General features: G+C 67.0%; 23 protein-coding genes and 1 tRNA gene. 10 read left to right on the forward strand and 14 right to left on the reverse strand.

Features of this window, described 5'->3' with window-relative positions:
• Positions 1-47: 47 nt before the first annotated feature.
• A tRNA-Arg gene (locus Q8O35_RS10335) sits at positions 48-123 on the reverse strand.
• A 16-nt stretch (positions 124-139) separates the two neighbouring features.
• Positions 140-616, reverse strand: a complete 477-nt coding sequence (locus Q8O35_RS10340) for a pyridoxamine 5'-phosphate oxidase family protein (protein ID WP_305572951.1) — start codon at positions 614-616, stop codon at positions 140-142.
• A gap of 86 nt (positions 617-702) precedes the next feature.
• Between Q8O35_RS10340 and Q8O35_RS10345 the strand changes: the two genes are divergently transcribed.
• Positions 703-1,434 (forward strand): phosphoadenosine phosphosulfate reductase family protein, encoded by a 732-nt coding sequence (locus tag Q8O35_RS10345; protein ID WP_305572953.1) that lies wholly within the window; start codon positions 703-705, stop codon positions 1,432-1,434.
• Here the strand turns inward: Q8O35_RS10345 and dxs are convergent.
• The 5 genes from dxs to xseA all read right to left on the reverse strand — a co-directional run bounded on the left by dxs (position 1,431) and on the right by xseA (position 7,016).
• Complete coding sequence (gene dxs, locus Q8O35_RS10350) at positions 1,431-3,347, reverse strand: 1-deoxy-D-xylulose-5-phosphate synthase (RefSeq protein WP_305572955.1); 1,917 nt, start codon at positions 3,345-3,347, stop codon at positions 1,431-1,433. The genes Q8O35_RS10345 and dxs overlap by 4 nt on opposite strands.
• Positions 3,348-3,370: 23 nt before the next feature.
• Positions 3,371-4,276 (reverse strand): polyprenyl synthetase family protein, encoded by a 906-nt coding sequence (locus Q8O35_RS10355; protein WP_305572957.1) that lies wholly within the window; start codon positions 4,274-4,276, stop codon positions 3,371-3,373.
• Positions 4,273-4,518 carry an exodeoxyribonuclease VII small subunit gene (gene xseB, locus Q8O35_RS10360; protein WP_305572959.1) on the reverse strand — a complete coding sequence of 82 codons (246 nt, stop codon included), beginning with the start codon at positions 4,516-4,518 and terminating at the stop codon, positions 4,273-4,275. The genes Q8O35_RS10355 and xseB overlap by 4 nt, the downstream gene beginning before the upstream one ends.
• Before the next feature lie 27 nt (positions 4,519-4,545).
• Positions 4,546-5,475 (reverse strand): M23 family metallopeptidase, encoded by a 930-nt coding sequence (locus tag Q8O35_RS10365; RefSeq protein WP_305572961.1) that lies wholly within the window; start codon positions 5,473-5,475, stop codon positions 4,546-4,548.
• 107 nt (positions 5,476-5,582) lie between these two features.
• Positions 5,583-7,016 (reverse strand): exodeoxyribonuclease VII large subunit, encoded by a 1,434-nt coding sequence (gene xseA, locus Q8O35_RS10370; protein ID WP_305572963.1) that lies wholly within the window; start codon positions 7,014-7,016, stop codon positions 5,583-5,585.
• Between the two features lie 373 nt (positions 7,017-7,389).
• On the opposite strand from xseA, the gene Q8O35_RS10375 reads away from it, so the two are divergent.
• Together Q8O35_RS10375 and Q8O35_RS10380 are read left to right on the forward strand one after the other, a co-directional pair.
• Positions 7,390-8,649, forward strand: a complete 1,260-nt coding sequence (locus Q8O35_RS10375) for a methyltransferase domain-containing protein (RefSeq protein ID WP_305572965.1) — start codon at positions 7,390-7,392, stop codon at positions 8,647-8,649.
• Between the two features lie 66 nt (positions 8,650-8,715).
• Positions 8,716-9,855: a rhomboid family intramembrane serine protease gene (locus Q8O35_RS10380; RefSeq protein ID WP_305572967.1), complete on the forward strand. Its 1,140-nt coding sequence runs from the start codon at positions 8,716-8,718 to the stop codon at positions 9,853-9,855.
• A gap of 139 nt (positions 9,856-9,994) precedes the next feature.
• Here the strand turns inward: Q8O35_RS10380 and Q8O35_RS10385 are convergent, their stop codons facing one another.
• Both Q8O35_RS10385 and Q8O35_RS10390 read right to left on the reverse strand, forming a co-directional pair.
• Positions 9,995-11,398, reverse strand: coding sequence for a protein kinase (locus tag Q8O35_RS10385; protein WP_305572970.1), 1,404 nt, complete (start codon positions 11,396-11,398; stop codon positions 9,995-9,997).
• A 293-nt stretch (positions 11,399-11,691) separates the two neighbouring features.
• Complete coding sequence (locus Q8O35_RS10390; protein WP_305572972.1) at positions 11,692-12,411, reverse strand: hypothetical protein; 720 nt, start codon at positions 12,409-12,411, stop codon at positions 11,692-11,694.
• A gap of 148 nt (positions 12,412-12,559) precedes the next feature.
• On the opposite strand from Q8O35_RS10390, the gene Q8O35_RS10395 reads away from it, so the two are divergent.
• Both Q8O35_RS10395 and rnhA read left to right on the forward strand, forming a co-directional pair.
• On the forward strand, positions 12,560-13,105 hold the full coding sequence (locus Q8O35_RS10395) for a hypothetical protein (protein WP_305572974.1): 546 nt from the start codon (positions 12,560-12,562) through the stop codon (positions 13,103-13,105).
• Positions 13,102-13,572: a ribonuclease HI gene (gene rnhA, locus Q8O35_RS10400; protein WP_305572977.1), complete on the forward strand. Its 471-nt coding sequence runs from the start codon at positions 13,102-13,104 to the stop codon at positions 13,570-13,572. The genes Q8O35_RS10395 and rnhA overlap by 4 nt, the downstream gene beginning before the upstream one ends.
• Here rnhA and Q8O35_RS10405 read toward each other — a convergent pair.
• Positions 13,569-14,759 (reverse strand): NAD(P)/FAD-dependent oxidoreductase, encoded by a 1,191-nt coding sequence (locus Q8O35_RS10405; protein ID WP_305572979.1) that lies wholly within the window; start codon positions 14,757-14,759, stop codon positions 13,569-13,571. The two genes, rnhA and Q8O35_RS10405, sit on opposite strands and share 4 nt — an antisense overlap.
• A 117-nt stretch (positions 14,760-14,876) precedes the next feature.
• Between Q8O35_RS10405 and Q8O35_RS10410 the strand changes: the two genes are divergently transcribed.
• From Q8O35_RS10410 to Q8O35_RS10430, 5 genes are all read left to right on the forward strand, one after another.
• Positions 14,877-15,578, forward strand: coding sequence for an HAD family hydrolase (locus Q8O35_RS10410; protein ID WP_305572981.1), 702 nt, complete (start codon positions 14,877-14,879; stop codon positions 15,576-15,578).
• A gap of 38 nt (positions 15,579-15,616) precedes the next feature.
• Entirely contained in the window at positions 15,617-16,780 is a 1,164-nt protein-coding gene (locus Q8O35_RS10415) for an HD-GYP domain-containing protein (protein ID WP_305572983.1), read from the forward strand.
• Between the two features lie 107 nt (positions 16,781-16,887).
• Entirely contained in the window at positions 16,888-18,615 is a 1,728-nt protein-coding gene (locus Q8O35_RS10420; RefSeq protein ID WP_305572985.1) for a flagellar hook-length control protein FliK, read from the forward strand.
• A 16-nt stretch (positions 18,616-18,631) separates the two neighbouring features.
• The gene (locus Q8O35_RS10425) at positions 18,632-19,321 is read left to right on the forward strand and encodes a flagellar hook assembly protein FlgD (protein ID WP_305572988.1); all 690 of its coding nucleotides are present in this window, start codon (positions 18,632-18,634) and stop codon (positions 19,319-19,321) included.
• Between the two features lie 69 nt (positions 19,322-19,390).
• Entirely contained in the window at positions 19,391-20,995 is a 1,605-nt protein-coding gene (locus Q8O35_RS10430) for a flagellar hook protein FlgE (protein ID WP_305572990.1), read from the forward strand.
• 336 nt (positions 20,996-21,331) lie between these two features.
• On the opposite strand, the gene Q8O35_RS10435 is transcribed toward Q8O35_RS10430, so the two are convergent.
• From Q8O35_RS10435 to Q8O35_RS10450, 4 genes are all read right to left on the reverse strand, one after another.
• A complete protein-coding gene (locus tag Q8O35_RS10435) occupies positions 21,332-22,774 on the reverse strand; it encodes a glycosyltransferase family 9 protein (protein WP_305572992.1) in 1,443 nt (480 codons plus the stop codon).
• 2 nt (positions 22,775-22,776) lie between these two features.
• The gene (locus Q8O35_RS10440) at positions 22,777-23,991 is read right to left on the reverse strand and encodes a glycosyltransferase (protein WP_305572994.1); all 1,215 of its coding nucleotides are present in this window, start codon (positions 23,989-23,991) and stop codon (positions 22,777-22,779) included.
• A gap of 47 nt (positions 23,992-24,038) precedes the next feature.
• Positions 24,039-26,039, reverse strand: a complete 2,001-nt coding sequence (locus tag Q8O35_RS10445; protein ID WP_305572996.1) for a diguanylate cyclase domain-containing protein — start codon at positions 26,037-26,039, stop codon at positions 24,039-24,041.
• A gap of 13 nt (positions 26,040-26,052) precedes the next feature.
• Positions 26,053-26,370, reverse strand: a 318-nt coding sequence (locus Q8O35_RS10450; protein ID WP_371133124.1) for a hypothetical protein, incomplete at its 5' end; no start/stop codon positions are given.

Raw genomic sequence — 26,370 nt, forward strand, 5'->3', positions numbered from 1 at the left:
AAAAGAAAAGGGAGTTATGACTTTCGTCACAACTCCCTGAACTTGCGTGGTGGGCCCGGCAGGATTTGAACCTGCGACCTACGGATTCGTAGTCCGGCGCTCTATCCACTGAGCTACGAGCCCACGCGAGGTGGAAGAATTAAGCCTTCCTGGTCCGAGCGTCAAGCACTTTCTCCGCCTCGACAAAAAAAACCTCGGAAAGTCCTGTCAGAAGTTGAAAGCTTACAGCAACGAGCCTAAGCACCTGGGTCTGCTCCTGCGCCAGAAAAGACTCCAGGCCGGGGTGTCGGGCCAGCAGGGCCAGGCGCGCGGCGTCCTGGTCCGCAGCCGTGGCAAAGGACTCAAGGCGCGCCGCAACAGTAAGCGCCAGGCCTGGCTGCCCGGCCCGCTCCCCGCCCGCCCTGTCGTCCACCAGCAGGCTGGCGCGCGGGTTGGCCGAGAGGTTGCGGAACTTGCGCGTGTCAGTCCTCGTGGCCAGCCAGAACTCCCCGCAATCATCGGACGCGCAACAGGACATGAGCGAGGTGTGCGGCGCGGCTCCCTCGCCGTCGCAATCGCAGGTCGCCAGCACGCAGTGGCCTTGGGCCTGGACAAGCATCGCTATTTTCTTCAGCATTGCGCCTCCGGGCGGGAACGTATGCTGCGACCATAGCGCCGCTGCGCACGCCCGGCAAGCCGTATACCAAAGAGAAGGACCACCCGATGCCCCTTGACGCCCTGAACAGCCTTCCGCCCCTGCCGACGGGCGCGAGCCTTGAAGACAAGCTGGCGCGCAGCCGCGTGCTGCTGGACGCGGTGATCAAACACCTGGAGCCCGCGCGCGTTGCCGTGGCCTACACCGGGGGCAAGGACTCCGGCGTGGCGCTGGCGCTGTGGCGCGAAGCCCTGGCGCGGCACGGCGCCTCGCCGCTTCTGGCCATCAGCGTAGACACGGGCCTCAAATTCCCGGAAGTCACGGCCCTGCGCGACCAGCTCTGCGCGGACTGGGGCGTGGCCCTCACCATCGCCCGGCCAGAGGCCGATCTCAAAGCCTACCCCGTGGCGCAGGACAAGGTATCCTGCTGCCGCGACCTCAAAATCACGCCCCTGAACCGCGCCATCCGCGAAACCGGAACCCTGGCCCTCATCACCGGCCTGCGGCGCGACGAGCATCCCTCGCGGGCGCAACGGCCCTACGCCGAGCTGCGCCCGGCGACGGAAGCCTGCCCGGAGCACTGGCAGGTGAACGCGGTTCTGGATTGGACGGAGATGGACGTGTGGGCTTACATTACCGGCGAGGCGCTGCCCTACTGCGAGCTGTACCACCAGGGTTACCGGTCGCTGGGCTGCATGCCCTGCACGCGCATTGCCGGTTCAGGCGAGGACGAGCGCGCGGGCCGCGACCCGGACAAGGAGCGGCAGTTGGAAATCCTGAAGGGGCTTGGGTATTTTTAGGAAGCGCGATCCCGACCCAAGAGGCCCAGCAGCGCGGCCTTGATTCCCGCCTTGTCGATGCCGGCCTTGGCGCGCAGCTCCTTGGCCGCGCCGTGCTCGATGAACTGGTCCGGGATGCCCACGCGGCGCAGGCTGAGGCCGCCAAGCACGCCCTGGTCGGCGTAGAACTCCAGCACCGCAGAACCAAACCCGCCGGACAGGCAGCCTTCCTCGGCCGTGAGGATGCGCCCGAACCGCTTCGCCAGATCAAGCAATTGCGCCTCTGGCAGGGGCTTCACAAACCGGGCGTTGAACACCGCCACGGAAAGTCCCAGCTCGGCCTCCAGCTCCTGGGCGCACTCCAGCGCCGGATGCACGCGGGAGCCCAGGGCCAGAATCACCGCGTCCGTGCCCTCGCGCAGCATTTCGCCCTGCCCGATGGGCAGAAGCTCCGGCTCGTCCTGCACCTCCGCCCCGTTGCCCACGCCGCGAGGATAGCGCACCGCCATGGGTCCAGGCGTGGCCATGGCCGTGGCCACCATCTGGGCCAGCTCGGCCTCGTCCTTGGGAGCCATGAGCGTGAGTCCGGGCACGTGGCGCAGGTAGGCGATGTCGAACACGCCGTGGTGCGTGGCCCCGTCCTCGCCCACCAGTCCGGCGCGGTCGAGGAAGAACTTCACGTCCAGCCCCTGCAGGCACACGTCGTGGACAATCTGGTCGTAGGAGCGCTGCATGAAGGTGGAGTAGATGGCCACCGCCGGAATGAAGCCGCGCGTGGCCAGGCCTGCGGCAAAGGTCACCGCGTGGGGCTCGCAGATGCCCACGTCCACAAAGCGCTCCGGGTGGCGCTGGCGGAAGCAGTCCGTGCCCGTTCCTTCCGGCATTGCGGCGGTGATGGCCACGATCTTGGGATCCTTGTCGGCCAGTCGGCACAGGCTCTCGCCAAAGACCTCGGTGTAGGATTTTCTTCCACAGCCGATCTTCAGCGGGGCCAGGCCCGTCTCCGGCTCGAAGCGTCCCACGCCGTGAAAATAGGTCGGATTCGTCTCGGCGGGGTCGTAGCCCTTGCCCTTCTTGGTCAGCACATGCACCAAAACGGGCCGGTCCATGCCCTTGGTCTGCTCAAACACGTCGATGAGGGCCGGGATGTTGTGGCCGTCCACCGGGCCAACGTAGGTGAAGCGGAAGGCCTCGAACAGCATGCCCGGCGTGAAGAATGTCTTGAGGGAGTCCTCGCTGCGCCGCGCGAACATGGCAAGATCCTTGCCGATGCGCGGAATGCTCGCCAGCCAGGACTCGAACTCGCGTTTGAAGCGCTGGGGCGCCGGGCGCGAGAGCCTGCGGGAGAGGAAATTGGACAAAGCTCCGACGTTTTTCGAGATGGACATCTCGTTGTCGTTCAGCACCACCACCATCTTGCTGCCCATGCCGCCCGCCTGGTTGAGGCCCTCGTAGGCCAGGCCCGAGGTCATGGAGCCGTCGCCGATGACAGCCACCACCTCGTTCTTCTTGCCCGCAAGGTCGCGCGCAAGGGCCATGCCCAAGGCGGCGGAAATGGACGTGCTGGCGTGGCCCACCCCGAAGTGGTCGTAAGGGCTCTCGGCCATGCGCGGAAAACCGGACACGCCGCCCAGCTTGCGCAGGGTGTGGAAGCTGCCCGCCCGGCCCGTAAGCAGCTTGTGGGCGTAGGCTTGGTGGCCCACGTCCCAGATGAGGCGATCCTCCTCAAGGTCGAAGGCCTTGAACAGGGCCAGGGTCAGATCCACAACGCCCAGGGAGGGGGCAAGATGGCCGCCGCCCTCGGAGCATTGCTCGATGATGACCCGGCGCAGCTCGCCTGCCAGCGCAGCCAGCTCCTCCGGGTTCAGGCGCGAGACATCGCCCGGACGAAGAATGTGCTCCAGCAGCTCCTTGCCGTTCGGAGGAGGGACCATGGGCGGGGGGGTCGGTTTGGCTGTCAATTGACGCGCTCCACGATGTAGCGGGACAAGGCGCGCAGGAAGTCGGCCTCCGGGTGATCGATGCCGTCAAGAGCCGCAACCGCAACCTCGGCCCGCTTCCGGGCCAGTTCGCGGCTGGCGTCCAGGCCCAGCAGGGAAGGATAGGTGGTCTTGCCCTGGCGCTCGTCGCTGCCTGCGGGCTTGCCCAGGGTGGCCGTCTCGCCCACCACGTCCAGGATGTCGTCGGCAATCTGGAAGGCCGCGCCCACATTGATGCCGTATTCACGCGCACGGCGCACAAAAGGCGGTTCCGCACCGGCCAGCAGCGCACCGGCCACGCAGGCGGCGGTGATGAGCGCGCCTGTCTTCATGGCGTGCATGGCGCGCAACTCCTCGAAACTTACGCCCGCGCGGGCGGTGTACTCCATATCCAGGGCCTGTCCGCCCACCATGCCGCCGGACCCGGCGGCTGTGGCTACGGCCTGGGCAGCGCGCACCAGACGCGGCGCGGGCACGCCGCCCTCGTCCCCGCAGGAGAACATCAGGCAGAAAGCCTCGGTGAGCAGGCCGTCGCCCGCAAGGATGGCCGTGGCCTCGTCGTATTTCTTGTGGTTGCTGGGCTTGCCACGGCGCAGGTCGTCATCGTCCATGGCGGGCAGGTCGTCGTGGATGAGGGAGTAGGTATGGATGAGCTCAAGGGAAGCGGCGAAAGGCATCATCTTGGTCCCGGACGCGCCAAAGAGCCGCGCGAAGGTGAGCACCAGGGCCGGGCGCAGGCGCTTGCCGCCCGCGTGCAGGCTGTACTCCATGCTTTCCAGCAAACGCTCCGGAATATCCCGGGCTCGCAGGCAGTCGGCCAGGTAGGCTTCGATCTCGTCGGCGCGTTTTTTGAGTTCCGCCTTGACGTCCATTTCCACGCTCATGCCTCGGTCTCCCTGTCCCCAACGCCTTCCAGCGCCGCAAATTCCTTCAGCAGGCCGTCCTGCACAAGCTTCACCTCGTTCCTGGCGGCCTCCAGCTGGCGGCCCAGATCACCGGAAAGGCCCAGCCCCTCTTTGTACAATGCCAGCGCCTTCTCCAGGGGCAGATCGCCCCGCTCCAGGGAATCCACCACAGACTTCAGGCGCTCCAGGCGCTGCTCGAAACTCGTCTTGTCCTTGGCCATGCTCGCTCCGGCGGGTGTCATCCCTCGTTATGGAAAGGCATCATACAGAAAGAGAGGCGCGGGGTCCACCAGCCGCCCCAGGGCAGAAACCCCGAAATGCAGGTGGGAGCGCGTGCTGCGGCCCGTATCGCCCGCCATTCCCAGCACCTGCCCGCGCGCCACGCGCTGCCCCGTTTCCACGCGCACCTCGGACAGGTGGAAGTACATAGTTATAAGCCCCTGGCCGTGGTCCAGGTACACGCAATTGCCTGCGTAATAGAAGCCGCCGGTGAGCGCCACCACGCCGTCCGCCGCTGCGATCACTGGCTGGCCGATGTCGGCCTCCAGATCCAGACCCCGGTGCGGGGAGCGCGGCTCGCCGTTCAGAATGCGCCCGATGCCGTAAATGCTCGAAAGTTCGCCAGGCACCGGGTGCGAGAAAGGAAGCTTCCACAACCGCTGCGGGGTGGCGCGTCCCAGGGCCTGCCGGGCCAGGGCGCGCTCCCGCCCGATGCGCGGCAGCTCCGCGTCCGGCGGGTCCACCATGGCCGGGTCCAGGGTCAGGCGCTCCACAGGACGCTTCACGCACAGCAGCTCCACGCTGGCCTTGAGGGTCCGGGGCTTGCCGCCGCCCAGCGGCGTCACGCGCACCACCACGTCCTGGGGTCCAGGCCGGGCGTCCAGCACATCGGCCCCCAGCACGGCCACGGCCTCCGCGCCCGGGCCGGAGACCCGCAACGCCAGGGACGTGCTGCGGCCCATGAAGGTCAGGCTGGCCTGGGCCGCTGGCCCCGCGAGCTTCACGCGCACCACAAAGGGCTCGCCGATGGCTGCGGTCTGCGGACACACAAGCTCGCCGCCCGCGCTTTTGGACTGGCCCGCCGCCGCGGGAGCCACGGGCGGACGCCTGCCCGCCAGCGACAGGCCGGGCGACAGGCAGGCCGCCAGCGCCAGAGCAAGCATCAGAAGCCAGGGCATGGGATTGCTGAACTGCGAACATGGACGCGTCAGCCGGTGGCGCTTCAAGTTTGACAGATGCGCCGAAAAGTACGGCAGCGGGCTCGCAATCAACCGACGCTGTTTCATCAGGCCCCCTCCCCTTCGTCCATGCCGGGCGTGCTCATCACGGCAGGGGTCACCATGGCCGGAACCTCGCCATCAGCCGTGCGCACGGCCAGACGGTCGCCAGGGGAAACATCGGCCACAGAGCGCAGCAGCCTGCCCGCGCCGCCCCGCTTGCCCAGCACGCGCACCAGGCTGTACCCGCGCGCCAGCGGAGCCTCGGGGTTGAGGCCGGACAAGCGCGCCGCAAGCACCTCCGCCCGGCGCGAGGCATCGGCCAGGCGCACGTCCGCAGCCAGGGCCAGACGCTCGGAAAGGGCGCGCACCTGCTCCGCGCGCGCATCCACGGCAAAAGGGCCAAAGGCGCGCAGAAGGCCGCGCAAGGCCAAATCAGCGTCACGGCCACGCTCGTCGAAATATCTGCCCCCAGCGCCCAGGAGCCGCTGCGAAGCCTCGCGCCAGCCCTGGTCCAACCGCTCCAGGCGCTGGGCCGGGGAAAGCCAGGCCAGGGCGCGGGAAAGCTCGGCCACTTTGCGTTCCTGGCGCTCCATGTGCGCGCCGAAGGCCCGCGCGAGGTCCGCCTCCAGGCCGTCCACGGCCTGCATGAGGTCCGCGCGCAGGGGCCACAGGCCTGCGGCCACGGCGGACGGGGTGGAGAAGCGCCTGTCCGCCACGTAATCGGCGATGGAGACGTCGGGCTCATGGCCCACGCCGGTCACCACCGGAATTTTCGAGCGCACCATGGCCTCGGCCACGGTCTCGGTGTTGAAGGCCCAGAGGTCCTCCAGGCTGCCGCCGCCCCGGATGAGCGCGACAACATCGGCCCAGCCGTCCCTGTTCACGGCGTCGAGCTGCGCGGCCACCTGGGCCGGGGCTGCGTCGCCCTGCACCAAGGCGGGGTAGATGCGGATCTGCGCGCCCGTGCCGCGCCCTTGGGCCAGACGCAGGAAGTCGCGCACGGCGGCCCCGTGGGGCGAGGTGATGAGGGCCACGCGGGCCGGATTGGGCGGGAGGGGCTTCTTGCGCGACTCGTCGAAATAGCCCTTGTCCGCCAGCTTGCGTTTAAGGGCCTCAAAGGCCAGGGCCAGACCGCTCACCCCGGCGGGCTGCACCAGCTCGGCGATGAGCTGGTAGGCGCCGCGCTGCGCGTAGACCGAGATGCGCCCAGCGGCCAGCACCTCCTGGCCGTCGGCCAGGGTGGAGGCCGCGTCGGCCCCTGGTTCCAGCACCTCGCCCGTGAGGGGATCCACGCCGGACTTGCCGCCGCGCCCCTGGCTGCCCTTGAACCAGACCACGGAGAGCTGGGCCTCGTTGTCGGACAAGGTGAAATAGAGGTGCCCGGAGGCCGGACGGGCGAGGTTCGTCACCTGGCCGCGCACCCAGACAAAGGGAAACTCGGCCTCCAGCACGTCCTTGAGGGCGCGGGTCAGGTCGGCGACTGTGAGGATGTGCGACACGGCGTTCCGGCTCCGGCTAGTTTGCGGCCACGGCCACGCCTGGGCCGGGGATGGAAGCGAACACGAAGGTGGCCAGCATCAGGCCCGCCGAACCTTCAAGACTCAATGCCGCTGTCATGGGCTTCTCCCTTTCTGCCTGCTGGCGGCGCGGGCGGGTCTGCCACGCACTGCCGGGCGTCTCTATACGCCGAAAATTTTGCAGTGTCCAAGCTCCGGCAGGACCTTGCCCACTCAGGCCTTGCGTCCCTGGCGCGCGACGCATATCCTCACATGGCCCAAGCGGCACCGGCAGTCCCCGGCCCGGAAGGCAACTACTCGAAACAACGCGGCGCAGCCGCAAAGAACCCAATTCAGGGTGGGCAAAGCAGGCTCAATGCCGAAAATCGACAATCTCACCATCGGGACGCTGGAATTCTCCCTGCATTGGAACAGCGAGGATGCCCGCCATGTGGACCGTCTGCACGCCCACAAGGTGAACTTCTGGCGGGACGCCTTCCCCGGCTCCCTGCGGGCGGCCCTTGAGGGAGCGGGCGCGGGCCGCAGGTGCCGCCTGGAGCTGCCGCAGTGGGCATCACTGCCCGATGCCGCCGCCGCGCTGGTGCGCTCCCTGCCCCGCGACGCCCTGACAGGCCTCGTGTTTGCCGGCCAGACCCTCACCAGGCGCGCTCCGGAGATCCGGCCCGGCCGCTTCTACCCGCGCGGACGCATCCGCGGCCTGCCCAAGGTGTACGACGTGGGCGACCTGCGGCCTGCCCTGGTGCTCGGACTCGACGAGGAGCACGTGCGCCTGGACCTGAACCACCCCCTGGCCGGGCGCGAGCTCACCATGGAGGCGCTGGTGCTGGACGTGCGCCCAAAGCACGGGGACACCGGCGGCGTGGCCCACGACTGGCTGGACGAAGCCTGCGCCGAAGGGCCGGGCATGCAGGCACCCCATAGCCTTGGGGAGAACCTGGCCCCGGACTACGGCCACGGCGACTGCGACGGAGCCTTCTCCCGCCAGGACGAGGCCCCGGATGCGGAATTCTACGCCTGTCCGCGCCTGGTGGACCACCTGGACGCCCTGGCCCTGCACGGCCTTGCGGAGATGCTCGCGGCGCGCATCGCCCCGGGCATGCGCGTGCTGGACCTCATGGCTTCCCGCGACTCGCACCTGCCGGACGAGCTGGAGATTCAAGTCACCGGCCTGGGCATGAACGCCGAGGAGCTGGCCGCCAATCCGCGCCTGGCCGACCAGGCCCACAAGCAGGTGGTGCACGACCTCAACGCCGAGCCGAAGCTGCCCTTTGCCGACGCCAGCTTCGACGCCGTGCTCTTGAGCCTGTCCGTGGAGTACCTCACCAACCCGCGCGCCGTGCTGGCCGAGGCCGCGCGCGTGCTGGTTCCCGGCGGGCGGATTCTGGTGAGCTTTTCCGACCGCTACTTCCCCACCAAGGCCGTGCGCCTGTGGACAGAGCTGCACAGCTTCGAACGTCTGGGGCTCGTGCTCTCGCTGCTGCGCGAGACCGGAGCCTTCGCGGACCTCGCCACCGAGACCCTGCGCGGTCGTCCGCGGCCCTGGAACGATCCCCACGCCCACGAGCTGCGCTGCTCCGACCCGCTGTTCCTGGCCGAGGCCGCGCGCAAGGCGTAACCTTCGAAAGCCCCCCGCCCTTTTTGCGCTGGCGGGTCGGGGGGGACTTCCGGTACACTGAAGCTCATGCGTCCCTTGAGACCCTTTGCACGCCCCCTGCGGCCCGCCCGCCGCACGGCGAATCCCCTCGGCTCAAGCCCGGAAGGAATTCCCACGCCCAAGGCCGCCCTGGCCGCCGCAGACTCCAGGCCTGAAGCAGACCCGTTGCAGGACTCGCGCGCACCCTGGCCGGATCTTGCCCCGCTGGTGGACGGCACACCGCCGGGACGGCTTTCGCAGAAACAGGCCAAGCTTTGGAGCTTGGTGCTGCGTGCGCGGCTGGTGCCCCATCGTGTGCGCAGCATGCCCGGCGGCTACACCATCCAGGCCCCGGCCCGCTTCGCCAAGCAGGCCGTGGACGAGATCCTGCTCTACCACAAGGAGAACATCAGCCCCCATCCTTCCATCCCCCTGCCGGAGGGCCAGGAACGCGCCCGGCCCACGGTGGCGGCCATGCTGGGCCTGTGCGCATTCTTCGTGCTCACCCAGAAGCCCTGGCCGCTCCTCGACTCCTACCCGCAGTATTGGCACAGCGTGGGCGTGGCCGACGCGGCCAGCATGCTCTCTGGCCAGCTCTGGCGGGCCGCCACAGCCCTGACCCTGCACGCGGACCCGGCCCATGTTGCCAGCAACGCCGTTGTGGGCGGGGCGTTTTTGATCCTGCTGGCCCGGCGCGTGGGCTCGGGCACGGCCTGGCTGCTCGCTGTGCTGGCGGGAGTCCTGGGCAACCTGCTCAATGCCGTCGTCCACACCCTGCTTGGCGGGCCGGGGCATCTGTCGGTTGGATTCTCCACCGCCGTGTTCGGCGCAGCGGGGGTGCTGGCCGGGCTCAAGGCCGCCAGCGGCGAGGGGGATTTCCGCGCCGGGATGACCGCGACGCACGGCGCTTTTGGCCGGGGCTGGCTGCTGCCCGTGGCCGCAGGACTGGCGCTGGTGGCAAGTCTGGGCACCGCCGGGGAGAACACGGACATCGGAGCGCATGTTTTCGGCCTGCTGGCCGGACTCGGACTGGGGGGTCTCGCAGGGTGGCTGGCGCTCCATCACGGACGGCCCGACGAATGGGCCGGAGGCCGCCTCAATCCGGCCTGTGGGGCGCTCTCCCTGCTGTTGCTGGCTTCCGCCTGGATCTGGGGCTGGCTCTGCGGCTGGCCCGCGTCCCTGCTTTAGACCGTCACGCTTCGCGCCGGTTCAGCAACGCTTCGCCTCTTCTGCTTCAAACTTCCCCCGCCGCTCGTCTCCCAAACACACTTCGGAAGCGGGCCGAGCGGTCTTGCTCACCCTCGCTCACCAGTCAGCCGCCCTGCGGCTACCTTCCAGACGTCACGCAGCGGGCGAAGAACTCGCAGGTCACGTCCTGCCACCACACGAAGCCGTGCTCGGCGTCGGCGTACCACGCGGCCATGAAGGACTTGCGGTCCGCGCTCCACAAGCGGCGCTGGGCCTGAGCAAAGGCCCCAGCCAGGCAAAGCTGCCGCAAGTCGGGTTCGGGCAGGAGCAAGGTCGAAAGCTCATCCACCGTTGGCAGGCGCCAGCCGGTCCGCCCGGCGAACTCTTCCGCATTGAGCCGCTCCGCATAGGCCAGCGCCCCGGCGTGGGTCAGGGCATAGGGGCTGCCGCCCCGCTCCCAAAGCAGGCCGGTGCGGCCATCGCGCACGGTGCCGTTCCCCTGATCCTGGAAACGGTCCGGCTGGCAGGAAACAGGCCGCCACAGCTCATCCAGCCCGAAGCGCTCCCGCGCCCCGGCGAGCCCCTGACGTTGGGGCTCGGCCCGCAACGCCCCGTCAACGCACGGGGCCACAGGCTCCACTTCCGACGCATCGTGCGGCAGGGCGCAGGCTGCGGCCTGCAGCTTGCGCCAATGCGCGGCAAGCTCATCAAGTTCGGTAAGCAGTGCGCGGGCAGAGGCCGGACGCTTCGCCCTGTCTTCGTGGCAGCAGCGGGCGAAAAAGGCGTCGAAGCGGGCGTCCAGCCCCTGGCGCAGGGCGCTGGCAGGCGCGCCCTCCTGGGGCAGGCGTCCTGTGAGGCAGCGGAACAGCGTCACCCCGGCGGAAAACACGTCGGCGCGCTCGTCGGCGCTGGCCGGGTCGGCCTCCTGCTCGGGCGCGGCGTAATACGGCGAACCAACCACGGCCCCGCGCGGCCTTCCTGCCTCCACCTCGCCGCGCAGGCGCGACAAGCCGAAATCGATGAGCTTCACCTCGTCGCCATAACACTGACCCGCCAAAAGCCCTTCCGGCGCAAAATCAACGGGCCTGTCCGCCAGCATGAGGTTGTACGGCTTCACATCGCGGTGCAGAATGCCCTCGTGGTGCAGCCGGGCCAGGGCTCCGGCCAGCTGACGCCCCACGGAAAGAGACTGCTCCACCCCCAGCCTGCGGGTGGGCTCCTCCACGCGGTAGCTTTCGCCCAGCTGCGCGCCCAGATTGCTGCAGTAGTACTCCATGACGAAGAACGGGCAGCCTGAGGCGTCCTCGTCCACATCCAGCACCTGGGCCACGCCAGGGTGGCGGATGCTCGCCATGAGCTGCGCCTCGCGGTAGAAGCCCCGGCGCAAAGCATCGAAATCCGCTGCGGCGGCAAGCTCCTCCGAGGGCCGCAACAGCTTGAGAGCGGCCATGCGGCCCGTGCGGGGCATGGCGGCCTTATAGACCGCCCCCATGCCGCCCCGGCCAAGCAGGCCCAAAATGACATAGCGTCCGATGCTTCTCATGCGCACTCCTGCTCGAGCCTTGGGACAGCCCACCCGCAGGACAACCCCTCGGCCAAGGCTCTGGTGGAACTCATAAAATTTCGTCGATCCATGGCGTCCTCCGAAGATTCCGCTTTTGCGTCAACCTGGGGCAGACTGGGGCAGGCGCTCCGGCCCGGAGCACCTGCTGCCGCACCCTTTTACACCCTTGCCGGATGCATCGCCAGTGCGGCGCAGGGCTTGCGCCCCCCAAAAAAAGGCCGCCCCCCGCAAAGGAGGACGGCCCGTCACGATCAGAGGACACGGGGACGCGGCTAGAACCGGCGCTCCAGAATGTCCACAAGGGACTGCTCCAGGGCAGTGCGGCACACGTCGACCGAGCAGCCTGCGGCGGAGCTGCAATCCTCGGTGGCGGCGCGGGTGACGAAGACCTCTCGGGCGGGCGCGCCGGAGCCGGAGGGCGCGGGCGAGAGCACCACCAGCACGCGGCCCTGGCAGACGTCCAGGGGTGTGCGGCCCAGGGACGACGTGCCCATGACGCCCTGGCTGGGGCGCGAAGATCCGCTGGCCACGCGGTTGCGCTGGGCGGAATCGTGCATGGCCTGGGTGTCGCTGCCGCTGCTGGTCTGCTCCTGGCCCGGCAGCCAGTAATGGATCTGTTCGGAATAGCCTGCGCCTGCCGCAGCGGTGGGGAGAGGCAGCTCCTCGGCCATGAAGCCCATGTCGGCCTTGCGCATGTTGCCGCAGAGCAGGTGGACCTCGACATCATAGCGCGCTGGGCTCGCAGCCTTCAGCGTGTAGCCGCGCTCAGCCAAGGTGCGCGTCACGAAGCCGCGCATGGAGGCGTCGTTCTCGACCGCCAGCCGCGGATGCCCCTCGGCGTCCAGGTCATAGACGTTGACGCGCAGAGTGTACTCGCCAGGGGCGCGGCCAAACTGGCTCATGCCCTTCACCGCGAGGTTCGGATCCCGCCCGGCGCATCCGCCCAGCAATGTCAGCGCCGCCAGAACGGCCAAAAAAACCATCCGCTGCATGTGTCGCTCCTTTCAGGAAATTCATGCGGCAGGACGCCGCTTCATTCAAATACCCCATAGACCGGGCTCCGGCAAGCCCCCCGGCCTTGCCAGTTTTGCGCGCTCCGGTTACTACACCGCCAGCAGAAGCGTCGTCAGCGGAGGAAGCATGGCCCGATTCACCTTGCACGCCAAAGGCCCGCTGGAGGCGTTGCTGCGCCTCGCCGGACTCATGCTCGTCATGGGCCTGGTGGTTTTCGCCTTCTGGAAGAACAGCGAACGCAACATGGAGCGCCTGAACGCCCGCTTCGGCCTGTCCGACGAAACCAAGAGCCTTTCCCCGGACGAACGCGACCATGTGCAGGCCTTCATCGCCTCCCTGCGCAAGGAGTACGGCATCGAGGCCCGCGTGCAGGTGACGCGCACGCGCCCCCAGTCGCCGGAGGCGGACGGCAAGACCCTCTACGTGGGCCTGTGCCCGGACGAAAAATCCGCCGTGGTGCAGCTCCCGCCGCTCATGGCGCGCGCCCTCGGCGCAGACTTCTCCCGCATGCTGGTGGACGAGCACTTTCCCTTCCACTTCGCGGCGGGCAAAAGCTGGCAAAAAGGGCTGCTGCTGGCCCTGGACCTGATGCAAAGCCGCCTGGCCACCCTGAGCGCGGCACAAGAAACCCCGGCCCCGGGCACTCCCGGCGGCGACAAGGATACGAAATGACGGAACTTCCCCGCGTCACCATCTATACCGACGGCTCCTGCCTGGGCAATCCCGGTCCCGGCGGCTATGGCGCTGTGCTGCTGGCCGGTCCGCATCGCAAAGAGCTCGCCCAGGGCTTCTCCGGCACCACCAACAACCGCATGGAGATCATGGCCGTCATCGCCGGACTGGAGAGCCTCAAGACCAAGAGCGCGGTGGAGATCATCACGGACTCGCAGTACGTGAAAAAGGCCTTCACCGACCGCTGGCTCATCGGCTGGCAGAAAAACGGCTGGAAAACAGCGGCCAAGCAGCCGGTCAAGAACCAAGATTTATGGAAGCGCCTTGTGCCGCTCATCGGCGCGCACGAGGTGACATGGCGCTGGGTGCGCGGCCACAGCGGCGACCCGGAGAACGAACGCTGCGACGTGCTTGCGCGCGGCGCGGCCAGCGGGCGCAACCTGCCGCCGGACCTTCAGCAGCCCTAGCGGGGCTGCCCCACCTCGCTCCCCCACTCCCAGCCCTTGGGCAAGAGCAGCCGGAAGGAGCGCCTGCCGTGGACCATCTGCGCCAGGGCTGCGGGCGCCGCCTGCACAAAGCCCTTGATGGGCGCCGGCCCAAAGCGGTTCAGCGCCGCAAAGAGCACCCAGCGCAGGCGGTTGGACCAGACGATCTCGGGCCGCACGGTCCGCGCCAGAAGGCCCTCGTACTCCCGGCCCGGGTCGGCCCCGGACTCCAGCGCCCGGCACAGGGCCGTGGCCGCATGGGCGCCCGTGGCCAGGGCGTAGAAGATGCCCTCCCCGAACAACGGCTCCACAAAGCCGCCTGCGTCGCCAGCCAGCAAAAGCCGCCCGCCGGAAGGCCGGGCCAGGGCATTGCCGTAAGGCAGCGGGTGCCCGCGCAAGGGCACGTGTTCCGGGTCGGCCACGCCAAGAACATCCAGGTACTCCAAAAAGATATCCCCGAAATTGCGGTCCTCGCGCCGCAGGCCGCAAATGCCCACCTTGGGGCCGCGCGGCCCAGGGAACACCCAGCCGTAGCCCGCGCCCGGCACGCTGGGCGCGCCCACGTGCAGCTCCGGCACGCGAACCTCCCTGGGGAACTGCCCCGGTCCGCCGCCCACGCTCAGCTCCACCTCGATGGCTGCGGCCAGGTTGCGCTTCCAGGCCGCCCTGTCCACTCCCAGCGCCCGCCGGGTGACGGAATTGGCCCCGTCCGCGCCTATTACAAAGCGCGCCTGCAGGGTTTCGCCGTCGCGGAAGCTCAGGGTTCCCGCAGCCGCGTCGCACGCCGCGACTTCGCGCCCAGGCAGAAGCTCGGCTCCCCGCGCCACGGCCAGGGCCGCCAGCAACGCGTCGAAAACCGGGCGGTCAATGAACCGGAAGGGTTCAGCCGCGTGTCCGCGCAGGAGCTCGACCCCCTGGCTCAGAAACTGATAGTCCGGGGTCTGGTGAAAAAGTCCGCCGCGCGCCACAAGAGCGGCCTCGTCGAGACTGAAGATGCGCCAGAGCGCGTCCATGGCCTTTCCCGTGAGCAGCCCGCCGCAGAGCTTGGGCCTGGGATGCGCCGCGCGGTCCACAAGGCCCACGCGCCAGCCGCGTCCGGCCAGCACCATGGCTGCGGCGCTGCCAGCAGGCCCTGCCCCGGCCACCAGCACGTCAAACCCCTTGACCACATCTGCCTCCAACCTTACAGATTGCCCGGCCACCTGATGCTTCCGACCCTAACATTGTGGCGAGGGTGTACCGCGCCCCAGCCGCGCGGGCAAGACCCTTGCCGCCCAGAGGTGTTCATGCAAAGCCTCACGCAATCGCCCGGCCAACCCTTTCAGGCCCTGCTTTTCGACTTCGACGGCACCCTCTCCAGGCTGACCATCGACTTCCCGCGCCTGCGCCGCAAGATCACCGCCCTGGCCGAGGCCTTTCTGGGCGAGGAGCCTGAGCCGTCCGAAGTGCCGGTGCTGGAATGGATCACCGTCATCGCGGACGAGATCGCCCTTATGGACGAGGACCTGGGCCGCCAGTTCCACACACGCGGACGCTTGATAATCCAAGCCACGGAACTGGACGCCGCACGCGACGGCGAGCTTTTTCCCGCCACCCGGCCCCTGCTCCTGCGCCTGCGCCAAAGCGGGGTCAAGGTCGGCATCCTCACCCGCAACTCCACCGCTGCGGTCAAGGTCGTGTTCCCGGACGTCCTGGCCTGCTGCGACGTCTTCATGGCGCGCGAGGACACGCAGAACGTCAAGCCTCACCCGGACCACGCCCTGACGCTGCTTTCGCGCCTGGCCGTGCGCCCAGAGCGCGCCCTGCTGGTGGGCGACCATCCCCTGGACATTGAGGCCGCCCGCCGCGCCGGGATTTTCGCCGCCGCCGTCCAAAGCGGCCACGCCAGCCCGGAGGCCCTGGCAAAGGCAAAGCCGGACTACATGGCCAAAGACTGTGAAGAACTTTTAAGCTTCCTGGCCAGCCGCTCCCTGTTGCCGCACGCCTAGGCAGCACGCACTCTCCAGCCAAAACCGGCGGGAATGTCATGCAGCAAAGGATCAAACGCAGCGCCTTGAAGCCCGGCATGTATGTGGTGAGCCACGGCCTGGGCACCTTCGACGACCCGCTGGTGCGGGTGGACAAACCGCTTTTGACCCCTGCGGACATCGCCGCCCTGGTGCCCGCAGATGTTGAAGACGTCACAGTCGACACCAGCATCAGCATTTCGCTCCTGGGCCAGGTCCGGCCCGTTGGCGTGCCCATCACCACCAGCATCGGCGACGAGTTGCCCATTGCCCGCAGACTGTACGCCGACGCCCTGGTGCATGTGAAAAGCTTCGTGGACGACGTGCGCAAGGGCACGGACATTGACTACCGCAAGGCCACGCCCCTGGTGGAAAATTTTATTGAAAGCGTGTTCCGCAACGAGAACGCCGCCGTTACCCTCTTCAAGCTGCGCGACTTTGACGAATACACCTACACCCACTCCCTCAACGTAAGCCTGCTTGCCGTGCTTCTGGGCAAGCACCTGGGGATCGACAAGCCCACCCTGCTCAAGCTGGGCCTGGCGGGCATGTATCACGACGTGGGCAAGGCGCGCATCCCAGAGGCCGTGCTGAACAAGCCCGGCAAGCTCACCGAGGCCGAGTTCAACACCATGAAGGCCCACCCCCTTGAGGGGTACAAAGTCATGGTGAACCAGCCGGATCTGGACCCGGAGATACTGCGGGCCGTGGTAGAGCACCATGAGCGCTTCGACGGGACGGGCTACCCGCGCGGCCTCACGGGCGAACAGATCGGCAGGTTCTCGCGCATCATCTCCGTGGTGGACGTGTACGACGCCCTGACGAGCAAGCGCGTATACAAGGGCGCCATGGCCCCGGCCAAGGCCCTGGGCATGATGTACCAGTGGCGCGACAAGGACTTCCCGCCCAGCGCCATAGAGAGCTTCATCCGCTGCATCGGCGTGTTCCCTGTGGGCAGCTTTGTCCGGCTCTCCGGCGGAGAGTACGGCATCGTGGCAGGCGTGAACCCGCTCAAGCCCACCAAGCCGGAGATAAAGGTCATTCTGGACGCGAAGATGCGGCCACAGATTCCGCGCACCCTGGAACTGTGGCGACTGGACGGCTCGCCCGAGGCTCAGGACATCATTCAGGTGCTGAACCCGGCGGAACACAAGATCGACCTGGAACTTTTTTTCCTCTCCTAGCCCAAAACGGCAGGTTTTGCCGCACGCCATTATCGTAACAAGTTGATATTCCTGCATTGCAACTTTGGAACGGCTTTTGAACTACCGCCGTTCATAAGGAGCATCCCATGCAGGAAGTTACCTCGACAGAGACCAAGACAAGCACCATCTTCGACCAGCTGCGCACCAGCGCCCTGGTCGACACCTCCTCCAAGTCCCGCGCGTTCTCGGACTTCCTGAGCCTTATGGCCCAGCCCAGCGCCAGTCCTGTGGTTCAAAGCGCATCCACGCAGATAAACGCCGCCCTGGACTCCACCGCGCACCAGGCCACGGCCCTGGCTGAAAACGCTCCGGCGAGCGCCCCGGTGAACACCGCCAATGCAGCGCCTGCCGCCGCCCATGCCAACATCGCCACGCAGGTCCGCCAGACATCCACCGACGCCGGGGCGAACAGCGCCAAGAACGCCCCCGTCTCCCGCGAGGCCTTCGAGGAGGCCAAGCCTCTGCTGGCCAAGGCCGGGTTCACGGACGCCGAAATGGCCGACATGGCTGCGCGTGCGCAGGCCGGCATACTCACCTGGGGCCAGCTGGTGCAGAACCTGGGCGGCCACATGACCGGCGCCAAGAAGGCCGTGGCCCTCACTGCCAGCGAAACCACGGACCTCCAGTCCCTGTTCCAGAAGATGGGCTTTGCCGGAAACACCTCCGCGCAGATGGCCCAGTCCGTGGTCAAGGGCGACGGTCTCAAGGTCCTCTCAAGCATCCAGAACAAGCTGGCCACCATGTCCGACGACAGCACCCTGGGCATGAACAAGAACGAGCTGGCGACCTTCTTCAAGGCCATGCAGCTGCCCGACGCCACAGCCAAGAAGCTCACCAAACTGCTGGGGCCTGAAAGCACCGTGGCCGACATGAAGAACGCCCTGGCCGCCATGGGTCAGGCAGTTCTGGACCAACGCGCCAAGACCAGCTCAAGCGACACCGAGCTGGCCAAGAGCCTGGGCAAGATCATGGAGAAGGACACGGCCAAGCACCTCCGCGACTCCACACAGACCGTGGCCCAGGGCTCCTCCGACTCAAGCGGCGCCCAGGTGGGCTATGAGCTGAAGACCAAGGACAAGAACGACACCGCCTGGTTCGACCAGCACGAAAAGAATCAGCAGCAGAAGACCCAGCAGCAAAAGGCGAGCGACGACTCCTGGCGCAACTTCAACGCCAAGGTCCGCACCGACGAAGCCGCGCTGCAGAACACTTCAGCGGCCAGCCAGCGCAACGCCCAGGCAAACGCAGCCGTGGGCAAGGACTCTCTCGACGCGCTGACCCGCGCGGGCCAGAACGTCAACGTTCAGCAGGGCAAGTCCGAGACCGCCCAACAGGCCAAGAGCTTTGAAAAGCTGGCCGCGCCCAAGGTGCTGGACCAGGTTTCCGAGGCCCTGCTGAAGGATCTGGGCCAGGGCCGCAAGCAGATGACCATCCAGCTCGACCCCGAGAATCTGGGCAAGGCCCAGGTGCTGCTTCAGGTCAAGGGCAAGGAGATCAGCGCGGTTATCCAGGTCGACGACGCCCAGGCCGCCGCCATGCTGTCCGCCAACATGGAAAGCTTGAAGAAGACCCTGGAGGACCAGGGCCTCACCGTGCAAAACCTGGAAGTCCAGACCGGGCTCACCTCGCGCCAGGACCAGCAGGCGTCTTTCAACGCCGACCAGCACAACCAGGCCCAGGAGCGCCAGGAACTTTCGCGCATGTTCTCCCAACTGCGCATGATGCGCGATGAACCCGGCGGCATGGCCCCGGATATGCAGAATACGCATGTGCAGGCAATTCTTGCCGACCAGGGCCTGCACATAATCGCTTAATTCAGGAGCAGCTGCGATGACCACCACCAGCGGAACCACAGGAACCAGCGGAACCACCGGAGTCGGCGATGTGCCGAAGACTCATAAGACAACGTTGGATCAGCAAGACTTCATGACCATTCTGCTGGCGCAGCTCAAGTACCAGGACCCGAACAATCCCATGGACGACAAGGAAATGGCCTCGCAGGTCGTGCAGTACTCCAACCTCGAAGCGCTGAACAAGATCAACGACGGCGTGCAGGACCTTGTGAAGTCCAACAGCGACGACAGCATTCTTTCCGGCGTCAACTACATCGGCAAGAGCATCAAGAGCAAGGGATTCAACCTTGCGGTGGACAAGGGCACGGTGAGCACCCTGTACTACGGCCTGGGTGAAGCTGTCACCAACGTCACGGCCAACGTGTACGACAAGGACGGCGACCTCGTCAGCTCCGTGGCCTTGGGTTCCAAGGGCAAGGGCGAGTACACCTACGTCTGGGACGGCAAGGACACCAATGGGAAGGTCCAGCCCGACGGCACGTACGGCATCATCATCCGCGCTGAAAACGCCGAAGGCAAGAAGGTCATGGTCCAGTCCGAGATCAGCGGCAAGGTCAACGGGGTCAAGACGACCAACGGAACCGTGTACCTGCAGCTGGCCGACGGACGTTCCGTCGAACTGGCAAACGTCACCGAGGTGGTCAACACGGCCACCACCGGCTCGTAGTCCGGAACAGAAACAAGAATCACTAGGTCGACCACAGGAATATAAGACAGGGGTTCAAGGAGGTCAGGCATGTCTCTCACTTCGTCACTGTACCAGGGCATCACCGGTTTGCAGGCCCACTCTCAGGCCATTTCCGTCATCGGCAACAACCTGGCGAACGTCAGCACCACGGGCTACAAGGGCTCCAACATCTACTTCCAGGATCTCATCAGCCAGGACGTCGCCACTGCGGCGGGCTCCGCCCAGAAGGGCCTGGGCGTGCAGGTGGGAGCAATCTACGCAGACTTCGCCCAGGGCGCCATCCAGACCACAACCGAGGCCACGGACCTGGCCATCGGCGGCAAGGGCTTCTTCACGGTCAAGAGGCCCGACACCGACAACTCCTACTACACCCGCGCTGGCAACTTCCGCTTCGACTCCGACGGGAACCTGGTGGACACCAACGGCTACCGGGTGCAGGGCTGGGCCATGCAAAGAGCCAGCACCACCAGCACAAGCTCTGCGGATTACGCAATTTCCGGTTCTCCCGTGGACGTGCAGGTTTCGAATTTCCAGGCTCCGGCCTCGGCCACCACCAGCGTCAACGTGGTGACCAACCTGGACCCCACAAGCACCAGCAAGAGCGACTCCTTACTCAATCCGTACTTCGCCATGTTCGAAACCTGGAACGGCACGGCCGACACCCCGCTGGCCAACGCCTCCTACGGTTACAGCACCACCATCAAGGTGTACGACTCCACCGGAACCTCGCACAACCTCACGGTGTACTACGACAAGGTCACCATGAACTCCAACGCCGGCGCAGACACCGTGTGGGAATACATGGTGACCTGCAAGCCCGGCGAGGATGGCCGCACCATTGGCGGCAGCCCTATGCGGGGCACCAGCAGCGCCGGCGTCATGATGATCGGCACCATGACCTTCCGCTCCGGCCAGTTGGTGGGCGAAAGCGCCTACACCCTCAAGAGCAACGCCAGCGGCAACCTCAAGGGCCTGGATCAGTGGACCCTGGCGGACTTCGACACCGCAGGCTTCCCCATGACGACCGCAAACTTCATCCAGGCCAGCAACGCCAGCGCGACCAACTCCACCGAGCCCGTGCCCATCTCCATGGACTTTGGAATCCGCAGCAAGAACCGCACATGGACTCAGGCCAACAGCAACGTCGCCACCCAGGCCTCGGCCATCGGCAACAAGACCAGCAGCGCGGGCTGGGTGCCCAAGATGGGCAGCTCCGCCCTGGGCACCCTGGCGACCCAGTCGTACGACACGGGCGGCTTCTCCACCCTGTTCCAGGACCAGGACGGCTTTACGGCGGGCTACCTGCAAAACGTGTCCGTCTCGCAGGACGGAGTGCTCTCCGGCACCTTCTCCAACGGCCAGCAGATGGAGCTCTACACCCTGACGCTGACAAGCTTCACCAACCAGTGGGGCCTCCGGCGCGAGGGCGGCAACCTCTTCAGCGAAACGCGCGACTCCGGCTCCGCCCTTACAGGCACGGCCAAGTCCGCAGGCAAGGGCTCCATCACCTCCAACGCCCTGGAATCATCCAACGTGGACATGGCCACCGAGTTCGTTGACCTGATCACCTCACAGCGCGGCTTCCAGGCCAACTCCAAGGTCATCACCACGGCGGACAGCCTGCTCGGCGAAGTAATCGCCATGAAGCGCTAAGCCTGAAACACGGGGTTTGACCAGCAGCCCGCAAGAAGCTCGAACCTTAATACCAGCCTTCCACCCCTGTGCGACCCCGTCCGGCCTGACCAGCCGGGCGGGGTTCTCTTTTGGGCACAGGCATTATTTACCGGCGACGGCCAGTGAGGAAAAAAGCTCCAGGCAGACGCATCGGCAAGGGCAGTTCCAGCCTAAAGACGGGAAGACGAAAAGAGTGGGAGGAATTGGTGGGCATACTCAAAGAGAGCAGGCCCTGCGGACCGATTCGGACAAGCTGATTCAAGCGGGCGAGAGCACGTTGAATGATCCTGGCGGCGGTGCGGCGCGGATAAAGGCTCAGGTCGGCTGGTCGAGCAGCAGGGCCAGATGCTCCAGCAACTCCAGGCTCTCTCGCGCCCAAGCCTGGGAGGCGTCGGCATTCTGTCCGGCCATTTCCAGAGACGAGGCAAGCAAGCCCCAGAAGGGCGGCGCCTCACGGCTGATGACCTGCGAGGCCGCGCCCGGAGACACTCCGGCGGAGTGCTCCCGCGCCAGCCGAGCAACACCCCGGCTCAACTTCGGCAGCGAGGCCTTGAGGGAGCGCGCCAGCTTCGGCTGGCCCAGAGCCAGATCCTGCCAGGCCGCGCGCACACGCGCCTCAGGCTCGCCAGCATGACGCCAAAGAAAGAACCTCCGCCAGAACTCGCCGGCCAGGTCCGAGGCCTTGGCCGCAGCGCCAGGCCCCAGGCGGCGAAGGCCGAAAAGCCCCTCTTCGGTGCGCACGGTCTCGAACAGCTCCAGGCCGGGGAGCTTCATCCCCTCCAGGCGCTGGCGCTGACCCTTCACGCACAGGGCGGCCAGGGCGGCCACAGGCTTTGCCTCCAGCCCGGCGCGGCACAAATACGATTTCTGGCGGCAGCCCCAGCACCCGCGGGCGCAGGAAGCGCTCGATCGCAGCACCAGGTGGCCGGGTTGATATGGCCCGGTGTCCCAGGGGTTCACGTGCCCAACAGAGAGATTCAGAGTGGGCAGGCCGGTCCAAGCCGCCAGGTGCATGGGCCCGGTATCCGGGGTGATCATGAGGGCCAGAGTCTTGCCGTACTCAGCCAGTTCGGCCAGGGAGAGCCGTCCCGCCAGGTCAACCAGGGGCAGCCCGCTGTGAGCGCGGATGGCGTCGGCCACGGGACGGTCCGCCGGGCCGCCCAGCAGCGTGGGCTTAAGCCCGCGCTCAAGCAGCGCCCTGGCGAGCCGGGAGTAGAACTCCGGGTCCGGGCGCTTGCCCGGATCGCTGGCGCCCACAAAGAGCGCCACATTGAGATTGCCTGCATCCGGCTTGCGCGGCGGGGCGAAATTCGTCAGGCGCGTCACCTTGAGGGACACAAGATCAAGTCCGTTCAGGTCCGCCCAATGGAAGCGGTTGTGGCGGCCCAGGCCCACCAGGCTGGCGCGGTACAGCTGCCAGGCCCCGTGAATCCTCAAAACGCCATCAGCCCCGCGCACCGGCCCCACCTTGATGTCCGCGTCCAGGCTTCCGGCCAGGCGCGCGGCCTCTTCGCGGATGCTCAGGTTCACGATGAGCCTGTAGCGCCGCCCGGAGAGCGCCCCGGCGGCTGCGGCGGGCCAGGTGATGTAGGTGGCGGGGGGGCTTACGGGCATGAGCGGGTGGAAGAAGGCTTCCTCGGCCACCACGTGCAGCTCGCGGCCCGGATAGCTGCGCGCGATCCACAAAAAAAGCGGGAACGACAGGATCATGTCGCCCATGCGCTGCATCTGCAGCACCAGCACCGGATCTTTGGCCACGGCTAGCCCCCCCCCTGGCCCAGGGTGTCCGGAAAATGTTCCGCAAGGGCCGCCAGAAGCGAACCCAGGCGATGCTCGTAGGTGTGCTCGGCCAGCACCCGTGCGCGGCCCGCCTGGGCCATGCGCCTGCGCTCCGGCTCGTCGGCCAGGTAGCGCGCCAGCAGCTCGGGCACCTCCTCCGGGCTGTGGTAGAGCGCAATCTCGCGGCCCGGCTCGAACATGCTGTCCAGTTGGGCGCGGCTGTCGGTGAGCAGAAAGGCCCCGGCAGCGGGCACGTCGAACACGCGCTGGTTCACCGCGCCCTTCATCTGCACGCTGGTGCAGTTGAAGTTCACATCGCTCTGGGGATAGAAGCCCGGCAATTCCTCATAGTAGCCGATTTCCTGGTGCAGGCGCAGGCCGGGCTGGTCCGGGAACAGCTCCCGCCAGCCGGGATCTCCGGCGATGAGCGGCGAAAAGGCCAGGGTCTGGCGCAGACAGCCCAGACGGTAGTCCAAAGTGGCCCGCCACACTACGGCCGTTTCAAAAGCCGTGCGCCGCTCCACGCCCAGGGCGTCCAGCTCCGGCAGCAGATGCCGCCGGTTGGCGGCCACAAAGGCGCGCACGTTGCGCTCGCCCGAGGCCGCGAAATCCCCGGCCAATCCAGCGAAGGCCGCGAGCAGCTCCGGGCCGGGCCGCGCCGCGCCCAGGCGGCGGCCGGTCTTTGTCAGCATGGAGTTGCCCACGAAGGACACGGGCGCGCGCCACTCCGGCCTACCTGGCCTGCCCGGACAAAAACGCTCCGGGTCGGCCCCCAAGGGCAGCCAGCAGACCTTGGTGAAGCCGAGGGAGCGCACGGCGTCCAGGCTGTCGGCGTCCCAGGTGAGGATGAGGGTGTTTTCCGCGTCCGGCTCGGAATAAAGCGGCAGGATGAACTCCGGGTTGTCCACGAACCAGGAGGCCAGGGGCAGCTTCAAATCTCGGGCCAGAGACTGGAGCACGCCTTCACGGTCCACGCCCAGGTGGTTCACAGTGACGATGGCGTCGGGCCGGAACGAGGAGACCGTGTCGCGCAGAGTGCGCACGAAGAGTTCGGCGTCCATCTCGCGGGCGCCCAGATCCAGCAGCAAATGCGGCACGCCGAGCCGCTTGCACGCGGTGGCCAGCTCCCCCAAAAGGAAATAGGCGCTGGTGAGCAGCAGCAGACGCGGCGGATGACGAAGAGCTTTTGCGTGCATTGGGAAACCCTAGCCGGGAGGCGCGCAGCTGTAAAGCCGCAGTCCGCCTAGCCGTTCCCGTCCGGCTTGGGCGTATGCAGGGAGGGGGCCACGCGCACCGCGTTGCCGCCAGCGCGCTTGGCCTCATACATGGCGGCATCGGCCCGTGCCAGCAAGCTGTCCTGGTCCTGCCCATGCTCCGGGTAGCAGGCCAGCCCCACCGAGGCCCCGAGGAACATCCGCCCGCCTCCGGCCTCAGGGTCGAAGAGGCTCTGCTGGATCTTGGCGGCCACGGGCAAAGCGTCGTCCACCTGCAACAGGTCGGGCAGCACCACGACGAATTCATCGCCGCCCAGGCGGGCCACTGTGTCCGACTCGCGCACGCAGGCGCGCAGGCGCAGGCCGGTCTCCACCAGCACGCGGTCGCCGTGGGCGTGTCCATACGTGTCGTTCAGGCTCTTGAAATGGTCCAAGTCGATATACAGAAGCGCCACGCTGACCCCGGCGCGCTTGGCCCGGCGCAAGGCCTGATCCAGGCGGTCCAGGAAAAGCTGGCGGTTGGGCAGGCCGGTGAGGTTGTCGTGCAGGGCCATGTGCCGCACGCGCTCCTCGCTGGCCTTGATCTCGGTCATGTCCTGGGCGTTGAGCACCAGACGCTCGCCGTGCATGGGCGAGACCTTGAGGCGGCACCAGCGCCGCGCGCCGCTCTTGTGCTGGAAGGCGAACACGCGCTCCGGCGGATTGTCCTTCTCCATGTCGGCCTGGAGGCTGGTCACAAAGGCCCTGCGCTCCTCCGGGTGGGGAAAGATGCGGTCGGCCAGCACGGCCAGGGAGGGTGTGTCCTCAAGGGTGCAGCCCAGCAGACGCTCCATGCCGGGATTGCAGTAATCCACGGCCCCGCTCCTGTTCACCACGGCGATGCCGTCGAAGGAGCCTTGCAGGATGGCCCCGCGTTCGCGGCCCTCCAGCTCCAGCCTGCCGTAGAGGTCGGAAAGCTCCCCGGTCATGGCGTTGAAGGCGCGGGCGAGATTTCCCAGTTCGTCCTGGGTTTCCACCGGCGCGCGCACTGTAAGATCTCCGCCGGCCACGCTCATGGCCGCGCGGGTGACGGCCAGCAGCGGGCGAGCCAGCCGCCGCGACAAAACATACACGCCAACGCCGAGAATGACCGCCGCAACCAGGGCCACCAAAACCAGGGTCAAGGCCAGGCGGCTGGCTGGGGCAAAGGCCTCGGCCTGGGTCATTTCGGCCAAGAGGGCCATTTGATAGGCTGGCATCCAGCGGTACACGCCAACCACCTGCTCGCCGGCGGCGTTCAGATACAACCCTTGGCCGCTCTTGCCGGAAAGGGCGCGAACCACAGCCTCGGAATGGGTCTTGCGCTGGGCGCCCGCCGCGTCCAAATGATCGGAGGCCACCAGCAGGCTAGAGGAATCCACCAGAAATGTCTCGCCCGTGTCGCCCAGGCCCACCCGGGAGCGGATGATCTGCGCAATGGGCTCAAGGCTCAAATGGGTTGCCAGAACCGCAAGCAGCTCACCTTCCTCGTTCTTCACGGGGAGACTCACCGAGAGCACAGGGCGCGAGGAATCCGGCGAGGTGTACACGCTCTGCACGGTCGGCCCCTGCCGCCCCTGGATGTAATAATTATAGGTGGCCCGGTAGCCCCCTGCGCCGCCCCCCTTTGAAGAGACCAGCACCCGTCCGCCCGTAGGCGCGAGCAGCAGAGCCTCCTGCACGTCCGGCTGGGTGGCCTGGAAACTATTAAGCAGGGACAGAATCTCCGGGCCGGGATGGTAATCGCTGCGGCCTGCGGCCTTGAGCCCGGGCTGCTGGGCCAGCAGCGCACTCAAGAATTCCAGGTCTTGCTGGCGTTCCCTCACCCACAGGGCGAGGTCCGCCTCCTTCTGTCTGGCCGACGTATCCAGGCGTGCGAAGGCCGCGTCGCGCAGCAGATTGCGCCCGGCCAGCCAGCTCACCGCCCCTACGCAGACGATGACCAGCAGCGAGAGAATAAGATAGGTGCTCACCAGCCGGGCAACCAGGCTCTTCCGCACGGACCAGTTCACTTTCGCGCCTTCCTTACTTCGGGGGAGCGTTCAAAGATTCGCGCAATTTGGCTTGGCCGCCGGTAATCCCCATGATGAACACCGAGGTCTCCGGGTCGCCGCCGCCATTGTATGAGATGCGGCCGGTGAGCCCTTCAAAGCCATGCACCGCAGCCAGCCCGGAGCGCAGGGACACGGGGTCCGTGCTGCCAACGCTCTTGGCCGCGGCAAGCAGCAGGCCCAGGGCGTCCAGGGTCAGCGCCGTATTCTTGTCCAACTCCGAGCCGGACTTGGCAGCCAGGGCCTGGGCCGCGGCAAGGAGCTTCGGGTCCGCAGCGGCAGTGGCGAAATC

The organism is Humidesulfovibrio sp. (assembly GCF_030689645.1).
GTDB lineage: Bacteria > Desulfobacterota > Desulfovibrionia > Desulfovibrionales > Desulfovibrionaceae > Humidesulfovibrio.

What these genes read in the sequence shown, in the direction of transcription:
- Q8O35_RS10340 (WP_305572951.1), bottom strand. Translation starts at nt 616, where the DNA reads ATGCTGAAGAAAATAGCGATGCTTGTCCAGGCCCAAGGCCACTGCGTG.
- Q8O35_RS10345 (WP_305572953.1), top strand. Translation starts at nt 703, where the DNA reads ATGCCCCTTGACGCCCTGAACAGCCTTCCGCCCCTGCCGACGGGCGCG.
- dxs (WP_305572955.1), bottom strand. Translation starts at nt 3,347, where the DNA reads ATGGTCCCTCCTCCGAACGGCAAGGAGCTGCTGGAGCACATTCTTCGT.
- Q8O35_RS10355 (WP_305572957.1), bottom strand. Translation starts at nt 4,276, where the DNA reads ATGAGCGTGGAAATGGACGTCAAGGCGGAACTCAAAAAACGCGCCGAC.
- xseB (WP_305572959.1), bottom strand. Translation starts at nt 4,518, where the DNA reads ATGGCCAAGGACAAGACGAGTTTCGAGCAGCGCCTGGAGCGCCTGAAG.
- Q8O35_RS10365 (WP_305572961.1), bottom strand. Translation starts at nt 5,475, where the DNA reads ATGCCCTGGCTTCTGATGCTTGCTCTGGCGCTGGCGGCCTGCCTGTCG.
- Q8O35_RS10375 (WP_305572965.1), top strand. Translation starts at nt 7,390, where the DNA reads ATGCCGAAAATCGACAATCTCACCATCGGGACGCTGGAATTCTCCCTG.
- Q8O35_RS10380 (WP_305572967.1), top strand. Translation starts at nt 8,716, where the DNA reads ATGCGTCCCTTGAGACCCTTTGCACGCCCCCTGCGGCCCGCCCGCCGC.
- Q8O35_RS10385 (WP_305572970.1), bottom strand. Translation starts at nt 11,398, where the DNA reads ATGAGAAGCATCGGACGCTATGTCATTTTGGGCCTGCTTGGCCGGGGC.
- Q8O35_RS10390 (WP_305572972.1), bottom strand. Translation starts at nt 12,411, where the DNA reads ATGCAGCGGATGGTTTTTTTGGCCGTTCTGGCGGCGCTGACATTGCTG.
- Q8O35_RS10395 (WP_305572974.1), top strand. Translation starts at nt 12,560, where the DNA reads ATGGCCCGATTCACCTTGCACGCCAAAGGCCCGCTGGAGGCGTTGCTG.
- rnhA (WP_305572977.1), top strand. Translation starts at nt 13,102, where the DNA reads ATGACGGAACTTCCCCGCGTCACCATCTATACCGACGGCTCCTGCCTG.
- Q8O35_RS10410 (WP_305572981.1), top strand. Translation starts at nt 14,877, where the DNA reads ATGCAAAGCCTCACGCAATCGCCCGGCCAACCCTTTCAGGCCCTGCTT.
- Q8O35_RS10415 (WP_305572983.1), top strand. Translation starts at nt 15,617, where the DNA reads ATGCAGCAAAGGATCAAACGCAGCGCCTTGAAGCCCGGCATGTATGTG.
- Q8O35_RS10420 (WP_305572985.1), top strand. Translation starts at nt 16,888, where the DNA reads ATGCAGGAAGTTACCTCGACAGAGACCAAGACAAGCACCATCTTCGAC.
- Q8O35_RS10425 (WP_305572988.1), top strand. Translation starts at nt 18,632, where the DNA reads ATGACCACCACCAGCGGAACCACAGGAACCAGCGGAACCACCGGAGTC.
- Q8O35_RS10430 (WP_305572990.1), top strand. Translation starts at nt 19,391, where the DNA reads ATGTCTCTCACTTCGTCACTGTACCAGGGCATCACCGGTTTGCAGGCC.
- Q8O35_RS10440 (WP_305572994.1), bottom strand. Translation starts at nt 23,991, where the DNA reads ATGCACGCAAAAGCTCTTCGTCATCCGCCGCGTCTGCTGCTGCTCACC.